Raw genomic sequence first — 22135 nt, forward strand, 5'->3', positions numbered from 1 at the left:
TAAATGAAAGTAGTTATTAGTTTACTAAGTAATGCTGGTATCTTGGTTGGACTTATTTCAATGATTGGTCTTATATTACAGAAGAAATCAGCAGATGATGTACTTAAGGGTACATTTAAAACAATCATAGGATTTTTGATATTTAACATCGGTAGTTCAGCAATCAGTGCAGTACTTACCAACTTCAACACATTATTCCAAAAAGGATTTGGAATTACAGGTGTTGTTACACAGGTTGAAGCAGCCACTGCACTTGCACAGGGTAAATTTGGAACAATAGTTGCTATAGTAATGATCGTTGGATTCGCAGCAAACTTACTATTTGCAAGAATTACACCATTTAAGAATATATTCTTAACTGGACAGCACAGCTTGTATTTTGCTTGTGTATTAACGCTTGTTTTAAAAGCATGCAACATTGGTAATACTGCAACTGCTATAATAGGAGGTCTGTTTGTAGGCTTAAGTGCAGCAGCATTGCCAGCTATAACTCAGCCATATATGAGAAAAATCACTGGAAGTAATGATTTAGCTCTTGGACACTATAATGAAATCGCTTACGCTTTCTCAGGATTTTTAGGATCAAAAGTAGGAAATCCAGAACACAGTACAGAAAACTTTAAGTTTCCAAAATGGTTATCAATTTTCAGAGATTTTACTATGTGTGTTGCTGTTGTAATGGTTATAGTATTCTATGTAGCAGCTATAGCAGCAGGACAGGCAGATACTCAGAAGTTAGCAGGAACTGTTAACTGGATTGTGTTCCCATTACTTCAAGGATTACAATTTGCAGCAGGTATGTCTGTTCTTATAACTGGTGTACGTATGTTTATTTCTGAGATTACAGCTGCATTTGTATCTATATCAGAAAAATATATACCTAACTCTCGCCCAGCTGTTGACTGTCCTTCAGTTTTCCCATTTGCACCAACAGCAGTTATTCTTGGATTTATAAGTGCATATGTAGCTGGACTAGTTGCAATGGCAGGCATGATTATATTTAAGAGTTCAATAGTTATGATTCCATCAGCAAGTATAGCTTTCTTCTCAGGTGGTACTGCAGGAGTTTTCGGTAATTCAACTGGTGGTTGGAAAGGTTGTATAGCAGGCTCATTTGTACTAGGAATATTAGTAGTAACACTACCAATGTTATTGTACCCAGTATTTGCTCACTTAGGAATCGTAGGTGCTTCCTTCCCGAACGTAGATTATAATATCGTAGGAACATTATTATATAAAATCACTCAGTTTATACAATCAGTTATTCATTAATTAGTATAAAAAGTCTGATAAATTTGTCAGCATATTAAACAAAGAGCCACATTTGGCTCTTTGTTCTAATTATGATTAATTAAAGGACGGTGAACCTAATGAGATTTAAAGAAAGAATATTTAAAGAAAAGTTATATGGATCCTTTATAAAAATTTTAACAAATCCTTCAGTTACAATATTAGCTAAAAACGCTGGATTTGATTTCTTATTCTATGATTGTGAACATGGTATGTTTACTTATGAGACACTTCACAACTTAATATTAATGGGTAATGCAGTTGGCATTCCATCATTTGTAAGAGTACCTCAGTTAGCAAGAGGAGATGTATCAAGGTCTTTAGACTGTGGAGCTACTGGAGTTATGGTTCCAATGATTGAAAATAGAGAGCAGGCTAAATTACTGGTAGAGTGGTCTAAATATCCACCTATAGGTCATAGGAGTTATTCTGGAGGTGCTAATACAAACTACAAGTCCTCTGGAAATCACAGAAACAATATGATTGAACTAAATGAATCAGTAATATCAATAGTGCAAATCGAAACAGTTCAAGGCGTTATGAATATTGAAGAAATATTATCTGTGGAAGGTATAGATGCTGTTATAGTTGGACCGGCTGATTTGGCTATTTCTTTAGGTATTCCAGGAGACTATTTTAATAAAATAGAAATTGAAGCAATTGATAAAGTAGCTTCAGCCTGCAAAAAATATAATAAAGGCTTTGGAATAATAGGAAAATTAGAATTGATAAAAAAATATAAAGATGATATAAATTTTTTAATTACAAAAATTGATGTAGATATAATTAGAGATGGATTCACTCAATCAGTAAAAGATTTTAATTGCTTATATATCTAATATATCTTGTAAATCTGAAAGCAAAAACAATATGATATAACTTTGAAATTATATTTGAGTTTAATCATAGATTTTTAGAACATTTAATGTTATTTTCTATTACAAAACTTGGACTAAAAATAGATTGAAAATAACTTTGACAGAATTTAAAATATCAAGTGTAATTATATTAATAATGATATTCATAGAGTTCATATATTATATGAATATTCATGAAAAATATAGGGATGTGTCTTTGTAGAATGTTTCATGATAAATAATTTAATTTATAATTACAAAAAGCTTTTAAGAGGTGAGAATTCAATGCTAAGTAAAATTATTAATGAAAACCTTATTCGCCTTAATATATCTGCGAATGATTGGGAGGATGCCGTTAGAAAAGCAGCATCAGCATTATTAGAGAACAATAAAATATCAGCATCATATATTGATGAAATGATAAATACTGCAAAAGAAGTTGGGCCATATATTGTAATAACAAAGCATGTTGCCCTTCCACATGCAAGACCAGAGGCAGGTGCAAAAGAAATTGCAATAGGTATTGCAACTTTAGAGCATCCAATAGAATTTGGTAATGTGGATAATGACCCAGTTAAATATATATTTAGTCTAAGTGCAGTAGATCAAAATACCCATCTACAGGCTATGTCAGAATTAGCAATGCTGCTTGAAAAAGACGAGTTCTATAAGGTTTTAGATAAAGCAGAAAATGCAGAAGAAATTATGAATTATATAAGAACCTACGAATCGTAGAAAAAATAGTAGAAACTTAAGAGAGATTTTCTTACTAGAAATGGAGGGGAATATGTTTAAAGCTGATATAATTAATAAAATAGAGGCAACAGGTGCAATGGCTATTGTAAGAACTGAATCCATAGAAAGAGCCATAGAAATAGCAGAAGGATGCTTAAAAGGCGGAGTAGATGTACTTGAAATAAGTTATACCTTACCTAATGCTGGAGATGTAATTAAGGCTCTTAATGATAAATTTGATGATAATTTATTAGTAGGAGCAGGCACAATCTTAGATGGAGAGACAGCAAGACTTGCTATCTTATCTGGGGCTAAATTCATTATTGCTCCAAATTTTAGCAGGGAAGTTGCGAAAGTATGCAATCGCTATCAAATACCTTATGCTCCTGGGTGTACTACTGTAACTGAAATGGTAGAAGCCTTAGAAGTTGGAGCATCATATATAAAAGCATTTCCTATTTCTAACTTTTATGGGCCTTCACTAGTATCGGTACTCAAAACGCCCATTCCTAATTTACCGATTTTGGCATCAGGAGGAGCTAATTTAGACAATTTAGAACTGTGGCTTAAAAACGGTGTAGATGCAGTAGGCTTTGGTGGTCTTCTGACAAAAGGAAGTAAACATGAAATTGCTGAAAATGCTAGAAAAATAAGAGAGATTATAGTTAATACAAGAAAATATAGGTAGCAGAACATAATATTTAGAATTAAGATTACAATGAAGTGATTTCTAAATAAAGAATAAAATAAGGTATAAAGCAATCAAATTTTTTTGGTTGCTTTTTTTTATTGTGAACTAAAAAATTTATTTTAATGTAACCGTTTTAATAGGCTTTAGTGATATTGACAAGCAAAAAACCATAATTTATAATAAAAAGCAATAAAAAATTTAATAAAAATCCTTATCTAGAGAAAACCGAGGGACTGGCCCGATGAAGTTTCAGCAACCAGCATGTTTCATTTGCATGCAAGGTGCTAATTCCTGCAGATATTTATCTGAAAGATGAGGGAAGGTAGAATATTTATCCCTTCCATGGGCTTTTTTTATACTTAGAATCCTCATCTTTTTATAGATGAGGATTTTTTTGTATATGTTTTAATATCGCTTTTTATATTAGCGTGTTATAAAACATAATTTTTTATTAATAGTTATGAAAGGGTGGTTTGGCATGCCAGAAATTAGCAGCAGACTTAACGGATTTACTGAATCTGTTATAAGAAGAATGACAAGAATTGCAAATCAATATGGAGCCACTAATTTATCTCAAGGCTTTCCTGATTTTGATCCTCCAGTTGAGCTTCTTGAAGCTCTAAAAAAGGTGGCAGATGAAGGACCCCATCAATACGAAATTACCTGGGGTTCACAAAAACTTAGAGAGGCTATTGCAAAAAAACAACAAAAGTTTATGGGTATTCCCATAGATCCAAACAGTGAAATTGTAGTTACTTGTGGGAGTACAGAGGCTATGATGGTAGCAATGATGAGCGTTTGCGATCCTGGAGACAGAGTAATCGTATTTTCACCTTTTTATGAAAACTATGTTGCAGATACAGTACTTTGCGGAGCAGATCCTATTTATGTTCCTCTGTATCCGCCGGAATTTATGTTTGACAAAGAAGAACTTAGAGCAGCTTTTAAGCAGGGAGCAAAAGCACTTATACTTTGCAATCCTTCAAACCCCACTGGAAAGGTATTTACTGAGGAAGAGCTTAAGTATATTGCAGACCTTACAGAAGAATTTGACACATTTGTTATAACTGATGAAGTTTATGAGCATATTGTCATGAAGCCGTATAAACACAAGTATTTTGCAGCACTTCCTGGAATGTTCGAGAGGACATTATCCTGCAGCTCTTTTTCTAAAACCTACTCTATAACCGGCTGGAGAATAGGTTATGTAATTGCTCCAAGTAATGTAATAGAAAATGCTAAAAAGGTGCATGACTTCTTAACTGTAGGAGCTGCAGCACCACTTCAGGCTGCTGTGCTTGCAGGTTTAAATTTGCCAAATGAATATTATGAAAAATTACAAGAACGTTATACAGAAAAAAGAAATATCTTTTTGAAAGGGCTTGATGAGGCAGGTTTAAAATATACAGTACCGGAAGGTGCTTATTATGTTATGGTGGATATCTCTGAATTTACTAGTGGAAGTGATACTGAATTTTGTGAATGGCTTGCAAAAGAAGTTGGGGTGGCAGCAGTTCCGGGTTCAAGTTTCTTTAGAGAGAATGTAAATAATCTAATAAGATTTCACTTTGCTAAAAAAACAGAAACTTTGTTAGAAGCGACAAAGAGACTTAAGACATTAAGAGAGAAGGCTATAAAAAGAAATATTTAATAAATAAAAGGGGGACTTTTTAATGAAAAAGACTATAGCAATTATATTATCAACAATAATAGGAGCATCAATTCTTTCGGGCTGCAGCACAAAGCCTGCTTCGACAGCAGCAAGCTCTGATGAGCCCTTAAAGGTAGGAGTGACAGCCGGGCCACACGAACAAGTAGCTGAAAAGGTAAAAGAAGTTGCAGAAAAAAATGGATTAAAAATAAAAATTGTTACTTTTAATGATTATGTGCAGCCTAATAAACAGCTTTTCGAAAAACAAATAGATGTAAATATATATCAGCATGAGCCATACTTAAAGAAATTTAATGAGGATCAAAACATGAATCTTGTTAAGGTTGCGAATGCAGTTAATTTCCCAATGGGAGTATATTCTCAAAAAATTAAAAATTTAGATGAGCTTAAGGATGGAGATAAGGTTTCATTGCCAAACGATCCTACCAATGAGGCAAGAGCCTTGATTCTTTTAGAAGCTGCTAAAGTAATTAAGCTTAAATCAGGTGTTGGCGTAAATGCTACTATAAGGGATGTCGCTGAAAATCCAAAGAATTTAAAATTCATAGAACTGGAAGCAGCCATGGTTCCTCGTTCTCTAACTGAAGTAGCTGCTGCAGCAATTAATACTAATTTTGCAATGGAAGCAAAGCTAGATCCAGTGAAGGATGCAATATTTATTGAACCTAAAGATTCTCCTTGGGTAAATATAATTGTTGCAAGACCTGATAATCAAAATGATCCAAGGATTAAAAAGCTAGTTGAGGCTTATCATTCTGATGAGGTTAAAAAATATATTGAAGATACCTTCAAGGGATCAGTTATTCCTGGGTTTTAAATATGCTTATAAAGAAAATCCCTCACGGGATTTTCTTTATAAATTGCCTATAATTAATATATCTAGTGGAGGTTAAGCTATGTCTACTTATAAGTTTAAATATGGAAAAATAAAGTTTGAAGTTGATATTAATGATAAGGATATAATAAATACATTACTTCCTAAGGAAAAAGAGATTTTGTCTGATATACCAAAGGAAGTTGAAAGAGCTTTAGAAAACCCCATAGGAACTCTGCCTTTAAAAGAAATTGTTAAAGCTAGGGAAAAGGTTATTATTATTGTAAGTGATGTAACAAGACTATGGATAAAAACAGATAAATTTTTGGTTTATATAATTGATTACTTAAATAAATTTGGGGCTCATGATAATGATATTTCAGTTTTAATAGCTTTAGGTACACATAGAGCTTCTTCAGAGGAAGAGAAAAGGCTTATAGTAGGGGAAGAAGTATATAAGAGGGTTAAAATCTATGATCATAACTGTTATGATAAAAATGTTTTATCTTATATTTGTGAATCAAAGGCTAAAACCCCAATTTACATCAATAAAAGAGTTATAGAAGCGGATAGAGTTATTTTAACCGGCGGTATAGTGTTCCATCTATTTGCAGGCTTTGGGGGAGGAGCTAAGAGTATGGTTCCGGGAGTAGCTGGGCTTAATACAATTCAACATAATCATAGACTTACTTTTCATGAAGGAGAAGGCACAGGACTTAATCATAATGCCTGCTCTAATAAAATTCACGGAAACCCTATGAGAGAAGATATTAATGAGATATGCAGAAAAATAAATCCTGACTTTTTATTTAATGCTGCATTAGACGCAGAAGGTAATTTTATAGAATTTGTGGCTGGGGATTTTGAAAAGGCATGGGAAAAGGGCTGTAATTCCATAAGAGAAATGTATGGAATACACATAGAAGAGAAAGCTGATATTATCATAGCCTCAGCTGGTGGATATCCAAAGGACATTAATTTGTACCAAACAGTTAAAACTATGGATAATTGCATCTATGGTGGAGAAGAGAACAGTGTAGTCATTCTTATTTCAGAATGCTCAGAAGGGCTTGGAGCAGAAGAGTTTTTGCAATGGTTTCAATATAAAACCTTAGAAGACATGGAAAGAGGCTTAAAAAAGAACTTTACCGTTCCTGGTTATGCTGCTTATAAAACTTTTTACTTAGGAAAATACAGAAAGGTAATTTTAATATCTACTCTTATGGACAAGGTAGTAAAGGAGATTGGCTTTATTCCTTCTCATTCCTTAAAAGAAGCCTTGGATTTAGCCTATAAGCTATCTAAGCCAAACCCTAAAATTTCTCTTATGCCTATTGGAGGAAATACTCTTCCTATAGTTTAATCCATAATTAGCTTAAAAGCTTTTGATTGTCATCTAATGTAAGCTTAAGTGCAATAGTATAAAATATTAATTATGTCTAATGATATAATTAATAGGAGATGATGAGTTTGAATAAACAAAGAGTAAAAGAAATATTAGAATCTAATGGCGTTATAAATGTTACATATAAAAATAATCCTGTATGGCTTGAAAGTATTGGTGCAGATAAAGATGGAGTTATCCAAGTAAGAGATTTAAAGACAGATAAAATTATGACGGTAAATATTAGTGACTTAGATGGATAATTATTATTAAAAATTTGCCTGATTACAAATTATTAATTGAATTAAATAGTTGTTCAAGTTTATCAAAATTGTCTTTGCATATAATAATTTCTTGACCCTCTCTATAAATAATACCTTCATCTGTTAATTTATTTAAATATCTATAAAGTGTTCTTTTATTTATTTGAAGGGAATCGGCAATAAAAGCTTTATTATCATTTATTCTATTAGGCAGACTTTTGCCTAATACCTTGTTATATAAGTAAATAATTAAATTTTCATAGGGTGATACTGATGCCTTATATTCTGAGACCATCATTGAGTGGGTAGAAAAGTAAGCTAAGTATTTTATTATAATGGATGAAATTTGAATATCATTATAAACTGCTTCTAAAAATTTATCTTTATTTATTTTAACTAGTAAAGCCTTAGACAGGGTTATTACTGTACCTTTATAATAATTTTCACTATTTATGGATTCAATTAATCCAAATATCTGTGCAGCTTTAAGAGTGTCAGCTATAATACGCCTGCCATCAAGAGTATAGTTTTCTACGTAAGTAGTGCCATTTACTAGAATATATATAAATTCTAATTTTTTATTGCTCTCAATAAATATAGTATTTTCTTTTAAACTCAACATTTGAATGCTATCAGATGCAAAATCCTTAAAAAAAGCTCTTGTATTATATAAGGGCTTTTCTTCCTGAGAGAAAGAAAACTTAAGTATTTCTTCTAAAGAATTATAAAAATTATTCATAGCGGCTCCTTTTTAATAAAATGTGACAATTGTCATTTATTTTATCATAGCATTATTGATAAAATATAATCAATAGAAAATGTTATCATGGAATAAATCTTTGGGTACATAACAATTAAAAATTGCTATGTACGAATTAGGAAGGGGAGTTATTGTGAAGATTTATAAAAGTATTGAAGAAACAAAAGAAGATGTATTAAATACAATTAAGAACTCAGCTCTTACTTATGAGCAGCAGGCCTATGGACTTGCTAAACTGGCAGAAAATCAGCTGCCTTATCCAGCTGGGGCTGATGAAAAATTCTTTGAACTTGTTAATAAAGGAATTATCTGTGACCTTGATGAAGGTCATGCACCTTATGCTCCAAGATATATTTTACCTGATTATGAAAAGTTACTTAAGGAAGGCTGTGAATTTCTAAGATTAAAACCGGCTAAAACCTTAACAGATGCAATTAATATGCTTTTGGTATTTTATCATCATGTACCATCTGTAACAAGATTTCCTGTTTATCTTGGAAGCATTGATAAGCTATTAAATCCATTTATTACTGATGAGGAACAGGCAAGGGACCAAATAAAATGGTTCTTAATTCATTTAGACAGAACAATTAATGACAGCTTTTCACATGCAAATATCGGACCTGAAGAGACCTTAGCTGGTAATATTATTATTGATTTAGAAAAAGAACTTCAAGATGTAACCCCCAATTTGACTATCCTTTATGATAAGGAAAAAACAAGCAATGAATTTGCTTTAAAGTGTGTAAGTACCTCCTTAGTTTGTGCAAATCCGGCCTTTGCAAATGACAAGATGTTTAGAGAAGATTTTCATGGAGATTATGGAATAGCAAGCTGCTATAATGGACTTCCAATAGCTGGTGGAGCCTTTACACTTTCAAGACTAAGATTAAATAAGATAGCTATAAATTCAGAATCAGTGGAGGATTTTTTCAAAGTTAAGCTCAATGAGGCTATTGATTCTATGACTAAATTTATGGAGAGTAAAATTAGATTTATCGTTGAAGAAACTCCATTTTTCAAATCTAATTTTTTAGTTACAGAAGGTTTTGTAAAGCTTGATAGATTTGTTGGTTTATTTGGAATGGTAGGAATGCATGAATGTGTAAATAAGCTAATGGAATTAGATAACAAGAATTTATATTATGGTAAAGATAGGGAAGCAAACGAGCTGGGAGTTAAAATTATGGATACCATAAAGGAAAGAGTGGCAAATTTCGAAAGTAAGTATGGAAAGATATGGGGAAATAAATTTATGCTACACTCACAGGTTGGAGCAGCTAATGACGAAGATACAACAGCAGGTGTAAGAATAGCCATAGGTAAAGAAATTCCTCTATATGACCATTTAAAGCAAGCTGGAATGTTCCATAAGTACTTTCCATCAGGAATAGGTGACCATTTCCCCTTTGATCATACAGCTAATGAAAATCCCCAGGCTGTTCTAGATATCTTTAATGGAGGCTTTGCTTCTGGTATGAGATATATATCTGCATATCCTGAAGATGGAGATTTAATTAGGGTTACTGGCTATCTTGTAAAGAAATCAGACCTTGAAAAAATCAATAAAGGGCAGCAGGTAAGCTATGATACCATACAATATGCTCAGCAACCTTTAAATGAGTATGGAATTTTTGATAGAAAAGTAAGAAGTACAAATGATTAAAGCTAGAATAAATAAAGTAATAGACAGCAGTGTAGTTGATGGCCCAGGAAATAGAACAGCCATTTTCTTTCAAGGTTGTAATTTCAACTGCAAGTATTGCCATAATCCTGAAACAATTAATAATTGCATAAATTGCAAAGAATGCGTCCCTAAGTGCCCGGTTCAGGCTCTTTCTGTAGTGGAAGGTAAAGTTCATTGGAATAAGGAAATTTGTATTGACTGTGATGCCTGTATAAAGGTATGCAGGTTTAATGCTTCTCCTAAAATACAAAACCTAAGTGTAGAGGAAGTAGTAAACCATATTAAAAAGAATATGCCCTTTATTCAAGGAATTACAACCTCTGGTGGGGAGTGCACTCTTCAGAAAGATTTCTTAATACCTTTATTTAAGGAAACCAGAAAGCTTGGACTTACTAATTTTATAGATTCAAATGGTTCCATAAAATTTTCTGATTATCCAGAGCTTATGGAGTATACTGATTCAGTAATGCTTGACGTTAAAGCCTTTGATAATGAGGAACACCTTGACCTAACCTCAAAAGCTAATGAAATTGTTCTGGAAAATGCAAGATATTTAGCAAGTATAGGGAAATTGTTTGAAATAAGAACAGTAGTTATTGATAATTATCTAAATAATAGAAAAACAGTTTATGAAATAACCAATATGCTTAAGGAATATCAAAAGGTTAGAGAAATAAGATATAAGATTATTAGATATAGACACTTTGGCGTTAGGGAAGAATATAAGAATATGAGGGCTCCTTCTGAAAATGAAATGAAGAATTTAAAGGAAATAGCTAATAATAATGGATTCTCTAATGTTTTGTTAGTTTAGTTTCAAAGGTTATCATGTTATAAATAAATATTAAAATCAAAGAGTCTGCTATGGTGATTCCATAACAGACTCTTTAATATTAAAATAAAATATTAAAAGGACAGAAAAAATTATGCCTTTAAAAAGTAATATCAGACTGTTCTTATTCTCATAGATAAAAACAAGTTAGCAATTGCAATTAGAGCAGCTAATAGGAAAACATATTCAAAGCCAAATCTTGCCCATAAGAGACCTCCGAAGAATGGTATGGTCATTGCTATTACATGATCAAAGCTTGTACCTGCAGACAAGGTGGGGGTAACGTCTTCTGGATGTACTGCTATTTTTTTTACGTAGGTAGATCTAGCCATTTCAACTACACTCATAGAATTATCAATTATATAACAGCCTGCAATTATTATAACCGCTATATTTGATGAAAATAAATGAGAAGCAAAAGAGTAACCCATACAAATAACAATTAAAACGATGGCTTCTAGTGAAAGCACAAATCGTTCCCCTTTTATATCAATTGCGTTTCCAACGGCGGTTCTCGTTACTATACTCAAGGCAGCTATAATAAACCCTAGTACTGCAAAGGTAGGAGGATTAAGGTGATACACTTGTATCAATACCCAGGGAGCAAAGGTTAAAAATATTTGCTTTCTCGCTCCATTTATTGTACATAATATGTAATATAAGGTGTACTCTTTTCTAAAAATGAATTTCATCTTTCTTGTAGATTTTTTATTGGGTTTCATAAGACCAAGAATAAAGGCTGCAAATATATAAAAGATAGAGGCAATAATAAAGGCAATTTTATAGGTGAGCCCTAAATACTTAAAACCAATCCATACTATTGCATAACCTATTATTGTGGCAACAAGATTATAGGCATTATATTTTCCAAGTCTCATACCATATTTTTCTTTATTAGAAAGGTTCATTCCTATTCCTGCAGATAAGGGCATGAAAATATGGGTTCCAAGACTAAGCATCATCATCCATACAAGCATACTTGCAAAACTTGGAGAAAATACTCCAAGACCAATCATTCCTAGGGAAGCAAAACACATACCAACAATGGCCATTCTTATATCTCCTAAAAAGGATAAGACACCTAAAACAATAACTATGAGAGCACCTGGCAGCTCCCTTGGAAATTCAACTATTCCTCTTGCTGAGGCTGAGAGCTTGTACACATCACTTAAAAAATTATTAAATATGGTTGAATTGATACCACTAGCAATTCCTGTGAATAAGCCAACTATTAGGAATAAGGTAAAGTCTCTATCTAAATTAAAATTGTGTAAGAGATTACCAACTTTACTTTTAACAAAATTTTCTGGATTTGCATCATTAAAAAACTTAAAATTTTTCCCCATAATATATAACTCCTTTTACATCAACTTAGTTAAGTATATAATAGAACTTGAAACTAATCAATTTAGTAATTGCTGTACAGTATTTATTTTTTTCCCATTTTTGTGTATAATTTTATTTAATTGATAATAAACAGGAAAATGAATTTATTCATCATATTTCAAGTAATAGAAACTATTGCAATTGTATAATATTTGCTTTTTATCTATATTAATAAAGGTGTGATAAAGTGAGAAAAGAAGATTTTAATATAGAGACTATTAATAAAATTACAAAAAAAATCATAGGAGAAATAGGCTCCAGCAGAGAGCTCATAGTTGAAATTTCAGAATCCTTAAGAAAAGAATATGAAAAACTAAAATGTGAGCTAAGTGAAGTTAAAAATAGAATGGTAACTGTAATTCACGAAGTAGATAGCCTTGAAAAAGATGATAAGGCAATGAGACAAAAACTCGCAGAGGTTTCAGCAAACTTTGATAAATATACTGAGCTTGATATTAAGTTTGCTTATGAAGAGGCATCTGAAGTAAGGATTCAATATTTTGGCAAGCAAAATGAAGAAAAAAATTTAAGAGACAAAAGGACAAGCTTAGAAATTGCATTAAGGCAATCACTTAAAAATATTAATCAAGCGGAAAAGGTGGTTAATCAAGTAAGTATTGCTTTAGGATACCTAGAGGGAGATTTATTACCTGTAATAGAAAGTTCAGATAAGAGTTCTGAAATGTATATGGGTATTAAAATACTTGAAGCACAGGAAAATGAAAGAAAGAGAATAGCTAAGGATATTCATGATGGACCTGCGCAACATATGGCAAATGTAGTAATGAAGGTAGATATATGCGAAAAGTTTATAAAAAAGGATGTTGAGAAGGCACTAACTGAACTTTCTGATTTAAAGGAAGCAGTTAAGATAGCTCTAAAAGAAGTTAGAAGTATAATTTATGACTTAAGACCCATGCTTCTAGAAGAGGTAGGATTAAATCAAACGATCAATGATACTGTTCATACAATTCTAAAGGATACAAATATTGAAGTTGAATTTACATTAAAACCTGTAAAAAAAGAAATTGAACCAATTATTCAAGTTGCTGTTTATAGAATCCTACAAGAAGTCTTTAACAATATTAAGAAACACTCAAATGCAAAGCATACAAAAGTAAAATTGGATTTTGGAACAAAATATTTAATGCTTATTATTTCAGATGATGGTAAAGGTTTCGATGTAAAGGATACCTTAAAGAAAGTGAGAAGCAATGCTGAATCCTTTGGACTTATTGGAATTTATGATAGAGTACACCAGCTTCAAGGTGAGCTTAAAATAAAATCTTCAATTGGAAGCGGAACTACTTACATTGTTAAGCTGCCAATAAATAGAGAGGTGATAAAGGATGATAGAAACGGAGATTAATGTATTAATAGCTGATGACCATGAGTTAATTAGAGAAGGTCTTAAAAAGCTTATTAGTTTGGAAGATGATTTAAAGTTAGTAGGAGAAGCCTGTGACGGGGAAGGAGCACTTAAAATATTTAATAATAATAAAGTAGATGTTATGGTCCTGGACTTTAATATGCCTAAACTTAATGGTATAGAGGTTATGAAAATGCTTAAAGATAAGGGAAAGGATATTAAAGTAATTATTCTCACTATAGAAAATGAAAGAAGAACCTTGAATAATGCAATTGAAATGGGTGCTGATGGTTACGTGCTAAAGGAATCTAGTGGCATAGAAATAGTCAATGCCATAAGGACAGTATATGGTGGAGAAAAGTACATCGATAAATCTCTAGTTTCTTTACTTTTTTCACAAATAAAAAAGAAAGACAATGTGGTTCAAAATATTATAGATTCTTTAACCAAGCGTGAAATGGAAATTTTAATAAAGATTTCAAAAGGATTGAGTAATAAAGAAATCGGACAAGAGCTGTATTTGTCGGAAAAAACTGTAAAAAACTACATATCAAATATTTTTAAAAAAATTAATACCGATGATCGAGTTAAGGCTACAATCTTCGCACTAGAAAATAGGATAGAAGCTTATTACAATTTGAAATCATAGAAAAGTAGGGACTAAGGTCCCTTTTTTTTTATGACTAATTTTGGAAATAATATGACTATTGTAGTCTATTAAGTTTGTTTAATGGTAATTATAATAGAATTATAGGAGGAGGGAATTAAAAGCATATGATTAAAAATATAACAAAAAATGAAGATATATGTAAAAATGTATTAATTGCCAATAATTTCTTTAAAAGATTAAAAGGTCTGATGTTTACAAAGGAACTTTCCTCAGACACATCTATGTACATAAACCGATGTAATCAAATACATACATTTTTTATGAATTACGATATTGATGTTTTATATCTTGATAAAAACAGCATAATCATAGAAATTAACGAAAATGTAAAGCCTGGCAAAATAGGAAAAAGAATTAAGGATGCAGTAGCTGTAGTAGAACTTCCGGGTGGAAAGGCTTCAAAAGCTAATTTAAAAGTTGGACAAGCTGTTATAATTTATTAAATAAAGTATAACTCTACTAGTAAAATAAGGAGGTGAACTTATGCTAAAGCTTGTTAATAGATTATTATCTGAAGAAGAAGGACAAGGCATGACTGAATATGCACTGGTATTAGGAATTATTTCAATAGCAATCATAGTAGCTATTTCAAGTTTAAATGGAAATGTAGAAACTCTTTGGACTCATAGAAGTGAAATAAGTAATGCACTAGTAAAAAATACATCCCCACCAAGTCAATAATAAAAAGTAAAAAATAAAATTTAAAATAAAAAAATAAAAAAATTTTAGGAGGAAAAAATTATGTTAAACATTGTTAAAAGATTAATGGTTGAAGAGGAAGGACAGGGCTTGACTGAATATGCATTAGTATTAGGAGTAATAGCAGTAGCTTGTATTGGAATAATAGCAGCTTTCGGTACACAGATTACTCAAGCTTGGACAAGTATTCAACAAAATTTAGGAAACAAACTACCAGGTGCTACACCTCAATAATACAAAAAATAAAAAAGGTATTTTCATAGATAATAAGGCTCTGCATTATGTAGAGCCTTTAAAATAGGAGGTTAGAGTGTTGATATTTAATATCCTTCTTATAATAACTTTAGTCATATGCTGTATAACAGATTTAAGAGTTAGAAAAATATATAATAAAATTATTTTTCCAATTTTATTTTCTGTATTTGTACTTCAGATAATTCTTAATGGATTTTCTGGATTAAAGGTATCACTCCTTGGATTTGCCCTTGGTATTGCAATTCTTATTATACCATTTATATTAGGAGGCCTTGGTGCAGGCGATGTAAAACTTTTAGCACTTATCGGAGCTTTAAAGGGGGGTCTTTTTGCAATAAACACTGCCTTATATATGTGTATAATAGGTGGAGCAATCGCACTAATAATAATTTTATTTCATAAAGAAACCATAAACTTTATTAAAAGTTTGTTTTATTTTTTGGTAGGACTAATTAGTGGGCATCGTTATAAATTGGTATTTTCAACAACACCTTTTATACAAAAATTCCCATACAGTATAGCAATAGCTGGTGGTGCACTTATAAGCCTTTTATCAAAGGGGGCAATTATTATATGAAAAAGAAAAAAGGACAAGCTCTTGTAGAAACGGCCTTAGTAGTTCCCATTTTAATATTATTTATTTGCATGATCATTGATACAGGGAGAATCATATATGCAGAGTCAAGACTAAATCTGATATGTCAAGAAGCTACACGTATTGCTAGCCTTGGAGGAAGCAGTACCGACGTAAAAAACTATGCTTATAACAAGCTTGATTCAGCTTCAGCTGCTACTCTTGATTCAAATACGTCTTATGCCGTACCTAATTCAACAACATACACAACAGATAATTCTCAAAATAAGTCAGGAAACTTTGTAAAAGTTGATTTAAGCGTTAAATTACAATATATTACACCTTTAGCGAGTCTTATTCTTCCTTCTCCATTTGTTGCAACTGCTGAATCTATAATACGTATTGAATAGGGGGCGATTAGGTTGATAGAAAAGTTCAAATTATATAAAGAAGAAGATGGAATAGGTTTGGTATGGTTTGCTTTAACTTTTGTGGTTATCGCATTTATGACTGGCCTGGCAATAGATGGCGGAAGGCTATATTTAAGTAAAATTGAGCTTAGAAAAACTGCAGATGCAGCTGCATTATCTGGAGCTTCGGAACTTACAGGAACTAGTACTTCAATTACTAATATAGTAAATGGAATACTTTCTGCAAACAATGAACTAAGTAGCTTAAAAGAATTAGATATTAAACCTAATGGGGAAAACAAAGTCAAAGTAATCCTTGAAAAGAATGTTCCTCTGTATTTTATGAAAATTTTTGGTTTTAATAATACACCTGTAGATGTTTCTTCAACTGCAGCAATTTTTCCTATGACTGAAACCACTGGAGTAGTACCTTTTGGAATTCCTCAAAGTATGGTTAATGATCCTAATTTTACATTTGGCACAGAGTATACTTTAAAGGTAGGTGCCGGAGATTCTATATCAGGTAATTTTGGTATATTGGCCCTTGCTGATACAGGAGCAAGTAGCTACCTTGATGTTCTAAAAAATGGTTATAATCAACCTATTGAAATTGGTAAAACTATTGATACACAAACAGGAAACATTGCTGAAAATACTATAAAGGGAGTTAATTATAGGATACAACAATCTCCATATACCCAATATGATGAAACTCATAAAGATGATCCTAGAATAATAAAAATATTGGTTTATACACCAAATGGGTCTTCTAATCAGATAAAGTCAATTACAGTAACAGGCTTTGCTTATTTTTACTTAGCAGATCCTATGAGTTCGCACGATACAACAGTTAAAGGTTTTTTTATAAGACAAACTGGAGTAGGCACAGGAAGTAGTGATGTGGTAGATAATGGTGCTTACGCAGCAAAATTAGTGGAGTAGGTGATTATATGAAATCAAAGTTTATATTAATTGGAGCATTGGTTTTTGCCATTATAACAACTTTTTTATTTAGCAACTATGTAAAAAATATAGATAATAAGTATAAGAATGATAAGAATATGGTAAATGTGGTTGTCTTAAAACAAAATATAAAAAAGGATCAAAAGGTTACTAACGACATGGTGGAAGTTAAAGCCTATAGCGCAAATTCAATAATACCAGGAGCTATTAAAAATATTAAGGATATTGAGGGAAGTTATGCTCTTGTGGATATGAAGGCTGGAGAACAGCTTTTTACAGATAGATTTTCAAACCAAACAAATGAAACAGAATTTTTATCAAGAAAAGTTAAAGAAGGAAACAGAGCAATCTCTATTGACGCAAATTATGTAGAATCAGTTTCTACCCTAATAGAACCTGATGATTACGTAGATGTCGTCTTTAGTGAAAAGGCAAAGGATGGAACTGTTAATACACAAACTATTTTAGAGAATATTCGAGTTTTAGCTGTTGGCACTAGAATGGAGGAATCCACAAGTGCACTAGCGGGTACTAAAACTACGACTCAAGGTGCAGCAAATACAGCCCAAGCAGAATATAAATCAATAACTTTAGAATTAAGTCCGGACCAGATTAAAACCATAGATAACGCTGATGAAAGAGGAAGTCTGAAGTTTGTTTTACGAAGCAAATTTGAAAAGAAGTAATAATACTAGGAGGAGCCAGCAAATATGAAAGAGGAAATCGATAAAAAATTAGGCAAAATGGCAATTTTTATAAGCAGTAAAGGGGGAGTAGGTAAAACTGTAGTATCAGTTAATGTGGCAGCAGCTCTTGCTTCCAAAGGCTTTTCCACCTGTATTATAGATGGCAGCTTCCAGTTTGGAGACGTAAATCTTGCACTTGACATACAGCCAAGGTACACCATTAGTGATTTGGTACAAAAGGAAGATCAATTAGAAAATATAAAGATTTCAGATTACCTTTATAAACATGACAGCGGGTTAAAGGTACTTTCAGCGCCTTTAAAGCCGGAACTTGCTGACTTAATAACCCCTAATATGATTCCTGTAATATGTCGCAGATTATGTGAGGATAATGAATATTTGATCGCAGATCTTACTACTGGTATTTCAGAAATAAGCTTAAATTTCATAGAAATGGCAGACTTAGTTTTCATAGTTACGGATTTAGAACTATCGGCTCTTAGAAATACAAAAACTATGCTTAGGACCCTAGAAAAATTAAATATGGAAAGTAAACTAAGAGTAATAGTAAATAGATCAGACACCGAAACCTTAACAAAGGCATCACAAGTTCCAGACATACTTGAAACTAATGACATTATATATGTAATGAATAATTTTAAAGTGGTCACTAAATCATTAAATATTGGTATTCCTTTTGTAATTAGCAAACCTAATGAGAAAATAACCTCGGATATAATTTCTATTACCAGGGAATTTAATATGGAAAATTCACAAAGCAGAAGAAAAAGAAAAAGAAAAGGCGGGTTAATGGGAATCTTGGCACGATAAGACTCAAGAAGGAGAGATAATAATGAGCTTACTTGAAAAAATAAATACCGCTAACAAAATTGAAGATGAAAAAAAACAAGTAAAATCTGATAGTAAGTCGATTGTTTCTTCTGAAGCTAACAAAGCTTCAGGAGTAGCATTAAGTAAAGAGCAGGAATATAAATTAAAGCTCCAAAAAATAATTATTAATGAAGCAAAAAAAGATGAGGATGTTGAAAACATTATCCCTAAAATAGATTCAATAGCTCAAAAGATTATAGAAACTGAAGATAATTCCTTTAAAACAGTTGATACAAAGAAGGTAGTAGAAGAACTAATAAATGACGTAACTGGATTTGGACCAATAAATCCTCTTTTATTAGATGAAGATATATCAGAAGTTATGGTGAATGGAATCAATATGGTGTACGTAGAAAAAAATGGGAAAATTGTCCTTACAGATGTAAGGTTTAGAGATAACGACCAAATAATGAATGTAATTGATAAGATTGTATCACCACTTGGAAGAAGAATAGACGAAAGCAGCCCCATGGTGGACGCAAGACTTCCAGATGGCTCTAGAGTAAATATAATAATTCCGCCTCTTGCACTAAATGGGCCAACAATTACAATAAGAAAGTTCGCCAAAGAACCCTATACAATTCATAATTTAATTGAATTTGGTACAATTTCAGCTGATATGGCTATGTTTTTGGACGCTTGTGTAAAGGCTAGACTTAACGTATTAATTAGTGGTGGTACAGGTTCTGGAAAGACAACCACTCTAAATGTACTGTCGGCTTTTATACCTGATGACGAAAGAATAGTAACAATTGAAGATGCTGCAGAGCTGCAGTTATCACAGCAGCATGTTATTTCTTTAGAATCCAGGCAGGCTAATGTAGAGGGTAAAGGATCTATTTCAATTAGAGATCTTGTAAAAAATTCTCTAAGAATGAGACCAGATAGAATAGTAATAGGTGAGGTCCGTGGCGGAGAGGCTTTGGACATGCTGCAGGCTATGAATACTGGCCATGATGGTTCCATTACAACTGGTCACGCCAATAGCCCAAGAGATATGATATCTCGTCTTGAAACTATGGTGTTAATGGCAGGATTGGAGCTTCCTATTAAGGCCATTCGTCAGCAGATAGCAGGAGGTATAGATTTAATAGTTCAGCAGTCAAGACTTAAAGACGGTACAAGAAAGATTATTAATATTACTGAAGTTCAAGACTTAGAAGGGGATGTAATCGTCCTTCAAGATATATTTACCTTTAATCAAACTGGTGTAGATAAATCAGGAAAAGTAATTGGTAAAATCACTCCTACTGGTATCAGACCAAAATTCTATGAGCGTCTTGAAACTTCAGGCATAGAGGTACCAGCATCTATATTCAATGTAGAGGAGTGGTAATTATGAAAGAAATAATCTTTTTATTTTACTTCTTATGCAGTTTTATGTTAATCTTTGGGATTTTATATATTTTGATTTTGCGTGACAAGAAATTAGAGAAAAGACTTAAGTATTACCTTGATATTAATGAAAAGTATAAAAAGTCCAAGGGTAAAACAAGTAAGGATCAGCCAAAATTCGTAGATTTAAAAAATATTTATCAATTTGTAAGGGCAAAAACCTCAGAGGAAACTAGGGAAAAACTTCTACAGATACTTAGAAGTTCAGGTGTACAAATGGATATCGAAGAATACATTGTGCTAGTTATAATTTCAGTAGTATTCCTTGGATTTGCATTAGCACTGCTGTTAAAAAATTTTATTTTCGTAATTCCTGGTGCTGTGATTGGATATTTATTACCTAAGTTTTGGCTAAGTAGTAAAAGGAAAAAAAGAATCAAGGAATTTAACGAAGCACTGCCGGATATGATTATGACAATTGTTGGCTCCTTAAAGGCTGGATTAAGTTTTGCTCAAGCTATGAAGACTGTAGCTGAGGAATGTGAGTCTACGGTAAAAGAAGAGGTAACAGCACTTTTAAAAGAGATGAATTATGGAATAACCATGGAAGATGCATTGAACAACTTAAAAACAAGAATGCCCAGCAGCGACCTTGATATAATGATACAGGCCATTTTAATTCAGAGGCAGGTTGGCGGAAATCTTTCAATAATTCTAGAGATAATAGTGAAAACTATTAGAGAGAGAAATGAAGTAGAAAGACATGTTCAATCCTTATCAGCTCAAGGAAAATTATCTGGGAAGGTAGTAGGCCTGCTTCCAGTTGCACTTTTTATAGTAATATCATTAATTAACCCAGGGTATATGGCACCCTTTACCAAAAGCTTAATTGGTAAAATAGCCTTAGCAATTGGTGCTTTCTTTATGATAATCGGATTTATATTGATAAATAAACTTTCTAAAATCGAGGTGTAGAGAATGCTGCTTGAGGTATCTTTTATAGTAACATTAATATTTGTCTGCTTATTTATTTATTCATTATCTCGTGAAGGAGAAATGAAAATAAAAAAGAGATATAAAAATTATGTAGGCGAAACAAAGGCAAATGAAAATATAGACATGAAAAAAAGCGAGCAAAAAATAAAGAAAAAAATTAATTTTTTTAGAAAAAAGGGCAGTGATTATTATACTAAGAAGCTTTCCACTAAAAAGGAGGAAAAATTAGAAAAATCCTTGCTTAAAATGGGGAATCCATGGAATATAACTAGTGCTGAATTCCAGTTTTATATACTTTTATTTAGAATAGCTTTTCCTCTATCCATAGGTATTTTGGAGATATTACTAGGAGCAAAACTATCAGTTATTATTTTACTTATGATGGCTAGTTTTGTAATGAGTATTTTCTTTCCTAATATTTATATAAATTCAAAGATAAAAAGAAGATATGCTGCAGCCCTTAAAGAGCTGCCGGATTTTTTAGATCTTCTTACAGTAAGTCTTGAGGCAGGTCTTGGATTTGATTTAGCTATGAATAAGGTTATTTCTAAAAGTAATGGGGTATTAGCTTCAGAATTCCATATTTGTCTTGAAGAAATAAGGCTGGGTAAAACAAGAAGAGACTCATTTATTGGATTAAAGGAGAGATTAGATTTTCCATCTCTGGTGTCTTTAATCAATAGTATCCTTCAAGGTGAAAAGCTGGGAATGAGTATGGTACAGATCTTTAGAATCAAGTCTCAGGAAGAAAGGGATAAACGAAGACAAAGGGCTGAAGAGGCTGCTATGAAAGTACCTATAAAAATCTTGTTTCCTTTGGTATTTTTAATATTCCCTAGTTTGTTCATTATATTGCTTGGACCAGCTGTATTAGAGTTAATTAATGGATTTGTTAAATAAAAAAAATTTAAGATAG

At 32.1% G+C, this 22135-nt stretch carries 25 protein-coding genes and 1 riboswitch; of the genes, 23 read left to right on the forward strand and 2 right to left on the reverse strand.

All coding sequences use genetic code 11. From position 1 onward, the window contains the following. The first annotated feature begins 3 nt into the window (after window positions 1-3). The 8 genes from ACJDUH_RS06120 to ACJDUH_RS06155 all read left to right on the forward strand — a co-directional run bounded on the left by ACJDUH_RS06120 (window position 4) and on the right by ACJDUH_RS06155 (window position 7706). Window positions 4-1272, forward strand: a complete 1269-nt coding sequence (locus ACJDUH_RS06120; RefSeq protein WP_406764269.1) for a PTS ascorbate transporter subunit IIC — start codon at window positions 4-6, stop codon at window positions 1270-1272. Window positions 1273-1370: 98 nt separating this feature from the next. Continuing rightward, window positions 1371-2129: an HpcH/HpaI aldolase family protein gene (locus ACJDUH_RS06125; RefSeq protein ID WP_406764270.1), complete on the forward strand. Its 759-nt coding sequence runs from the start codon at window positions 1371-1373 to the stop codon at window positions 2127-2129. 303 nt (window positions 2130-2432) lie between these two features. Then, complete coding sequence (locus tag ACJDUH_RS06130; RefSeq protein ID WP_406764271.1) at window positions 2433-2882, forward strand: PTS sugar transporter subunit IIA; 450 nt, start codon at window positions 2433-2435, stop codon at window positions 2880-2882. Between the two features lie 52 nt (window positions 2883-2934). Then, window positions 2935-3570, forward strand: coding sequence for a beta/alpha barrel domain-containing protein (locus ACJDUH_RS06135; protein ID WP_406764272.1), 636 nt, complete (start codon window positions 2935-2937; stop codon window positions 3568-3570). 211 nt (window positions 3571-3781) lie between these two features. After that, a riboswitch (SAM riboswitch) is annotated at window positions 3782-3892 on the forward strand. A 159-nt stretch (window positions 3893-4051) separates the two neighbouring features. After that, window positions 4052-5224, forward strand: coding sequence for a pyridoxal phosphate-dependent aminotransferase (locus ACJDUH_RS06140; RefSeq protein ID WP_406764273.1), 1173 nt, complete (start codon window positions 4052-4054; stop codon window positions 5222-5224). Between the two features lie 22 nt (window positions 5225-5246). Next, a complete protein-coding gene (locus tag ACJDUH_RS06145; RefSeq protein WP_406764274.1) occupies window positions 5247-6062 on the forward strand; it encodes a MetQ/NlpA family ABC transporter substrate-binding protein in 816 nt (271 codons plus the stop codon). A gap of 79 nt (window positions 6063-6141) precedes the next feature. Then, window positions 6142-7422: an NPN-dependent 2-hydroxyacid racemase, LarAH10 family gene (gene larAH10, locus ACJDUH_RS06150; protein WP_406764275.1), complete on the forward strand. Its 1281-nt coding sequence runs from the start codon at window positions 6142-6144 to the stop codon at window positions 7420-7422. Window positions 7423-7529: 107 nt separating this feature from the next. Further along, a complete protein-coding gene (locus ACJDUH_RS06155; protein WP_406764276.1) occupies window positions 7530-7706 on the forward strand; it encodes an H-type small acid-soluble spore protein in 177 nt (58 codons plus the stop codon). A 22-nt stretch (window positions 7707-7728) separates the two neighbouring features. On the opposite strand, the gene ACJDUH_RS06160 is transcribed toward ACJDUH_RS06155, so the two are convergent. After that, window positions 7729-8445, reverse strand: coding sequence for a Crp/Fnr family transcriptional regulator (locus ACJDUH_RS06160; RefSeq protein ID WP_406764277.1), 717 nt, complete (start codon window positions 8443-8445; stop codon window positions 7729-7731). A 154-nt stretch (window positions 8446-8599) separates the two neighbouring features. Between ACJDUH_RS06160 and ACJDUH_RS06165 the strand changes: the two genes are divergently transcribed. Both ACJDUH_RS06165 and ACJDUH_RS06170 read left to right on the forward strand, forming a co-directional pair. Beyond that, window positions 8600-10132 (forward strand): YjjI family glycine radical enzyme, encoded by a 1533-nt coding sequence (locus tag ACJDUH_RS06165; RefSeq protein WP_406764278.1) that lies wholly within the window; start codon window positions 8600-8602, stop codon window positions 10130-10132. After that, window positions 10125-10967: a YjjW family glycine radical enzyme activase gene (locus ACJDUH_RS06170; RefSeq protein ID WP_406764279.1), complete on the forward strand. Its 843-nt coding sequence runs from the start codon at window positions 10125-10127 to the stop codon at window positions 10965-10967. Before ACJDUH_RS06165 ends, ACJDUH_RS06170 begins: the two co-directional genes overlap by 8 nt. A 131-nt stretch (window positions 10968-11098) precedes the next feature. Here the strand turns inward: ACJDUH_RS06170 and ACJDUH_RS06175 are convergent, their stop codons facing one another. Next, window positions 11099-12331, reverse strand: coding sequence for an MFS transporter (locus ACJDUH_RS06175; protein WP_406764280.1), 1233 nt, complete (start codon window positions 12329-12331; stop codon window positions 11099-11101). A 227-nt stretch (window positions 12332-12558) separates the two neighbouring features. On the opposite strand from ACJDUH_RS06175, the gene ACJDUH_RS06180 reads away from it, so the two are divergent. The 13 genes from ACJDUH_RS06180 to ACJDUH_RS06240 all read left to right on the forward strand — a co-directional run bounded on the left by ACJDUH_RS06180 (window position 12559) and on the right by ACJDUH_RS06240 (window position 22119). Beyond that, the gene (locus ACJDUH_RS06180; protein ID WP_406764281.1) at window positions 12559-13740 is read left to right on the forward strand and encodes a sensor histidine kinase; all 1182 of its coding nucleotides are present in this window, start codon (window positions 12559-12561) and stop codon (window positions 13738-13740) included. Beyond that, the gene (locus ACJDUH_RS06185) at window positions 13721-14389 is read left to right on the forward strand and encodes a response regulator (protein WP_406764282.1); all 669 of its coding nucleotides are present in this window, start codon (window positions 13721-13723) and stop codon (window positions 14387-14389) included. Before ACJDUH_RS06180 ends, ACJDUH_RS06185 begins: the two co-directional genes overlap by 20 nt. A gap of 125 nt (window positions 14390-14514) precedes the next feature. After that, window positions 14515-14853 (forward strand): DUF192 domain-containing protein, encoded by a 339-nt coding sequence (locus ACJDUH_RS06190; RefSeq protein ID WP_406764283.1) that lies wholly within the window; start codon window positions 14515-14517, stop codon window positions 14851-14853. A 40-nt stretch (window positions 14854-14893) separates the two neighbouring features. Then, window positions 14894-15091 (forward strand): Flp family type IVb pilin, encoded by a 198-nt coding sequence (locus ACJDUH_RS06195; RefSeq protein ID WP_406764284.1) that lies wholly within the window; start codon window positions 14894-14896, stop codon window positions 15089-15091. A gap of 60 nt (window positions 15092-15151) precedes the next feature. Beyond that, window positions 15152-15343: a Flp family type IVb pilin gene (locus tag ACJDUH_RS06200; protein WP_406764285.1), complete on the forward strand. Its 192-nt coding sequence runs from the start codon at window positions 15152-15154 to the stop codon at window positions 15341-15343. A gap of 79 nt (window positions 15344-15422) precedes the next feature. Then, complete coding sequence (locus tag ACJDUH_RS06205) at window positions 15423-15941, forward strand: A24 family peptidase (RefSeq protein WP_406764286.1); 519 nt, start codon at window positions 15423-15425, stop codon at window positions 15939-15941. Then, on the forward strand, window positions 15938-16348 hold the full coding sequence (locus tag ACJDUH_RS06210) for a TadE/TadG family type IV pilus assembly protein (protein WP_406764287.1): 411 nt from the start codon (window positions 15938-15940) through the stop codon (window positions 16346-16348). The genes ACJDUH_RS06205 and ACJDUH_RS06210 overlap by 4 nt, the downstream gene beginning before the upstream one ends. A 12-nt stretch (window positions 16349-16360) precedes the next feature. After that, window positions 16361-17290, forward strand: coding sequence for a pilus assembly protein TadG-related protein (locus ACJDUH_RS06215; RefSeq protein WP_406764288.1), 930 nt, complete (start codon window positions 16361-16363; stop codon window positions 17288-17290). Between the two features lie 8 nt (window positions 17291-17298). After that, window positions 17299-17997 (forward strand): Flp pilus assembly protein CpaB, encoded by a 699-nt coding sequence (gene cpaB / locus ACJDUH_RS06220; protein ID WP_406764289.1) that lies wholly within the window; start codon window positions 17299-17301, stop codon window positions 17995-17997. A gap of 24 nt (window positions 17998-18021) precedes the next feature. Next, window positions 18022-18828 (forward strand): CpaE/TadZ family protein, encoded by an 807-nt coding sequence (locus ACJDUH_RS06225; protein ID WP_406764290.1) that lies wholly within the window; start codon window positions 18022-18024, stop codon window positions 18826-18828. 22 nt (window positions 18829-18850) lie between these two features. Continuing rightward, window positions 18851-20224, forward strand: a complete 1374-nt coding sequence (locus ACJDUH_RS06230; RefSeq protein ID WP_406764291.1) for a TadA family conjugal transfer-associated ATPase — start codon at window positions 18851-18853, stop codon at window positions 20222-20224. Between the two features lie 2 nt (window positions 20225-20226). After that, window positions 20227-21198 (forward strand): type II secretion system F family protein, encoded by a 972-nt coding sequence (locus tag ACJDUH_RS06235; RefSeq protein ID WP_406764292.1) that lies wholly within the window; start codon window positions 20227-20229, stop codon window positions 21196-21198. A gap of 81 nt (window positions 21199-21279) precedes the next feature. Continuing rightward, complete coding sequence (locus tag ACJDUH_RS06240) at window positions 21280-22119, forward strand: type II secretion system F family protein (protein WP_406764293.1); 840 nt, start codon at window positions 21280-21282, stop codon at window positions 22117-22119. The last annotated feature ends 16 nt before the right edge of the window (window positions 22120-22135 follow it).

The sequence above is a fragment of the Candidatus Clostridium radicumherbarum genome (assembly GCF_045310525.1).
Taxonomy (GTDB): domain Bacteria; phylum Bacillota; class Clostridia; order Clostridiales; family Clostridiaceae; genus Clostridium_AT; species Clostridium_AT radicumherbarum.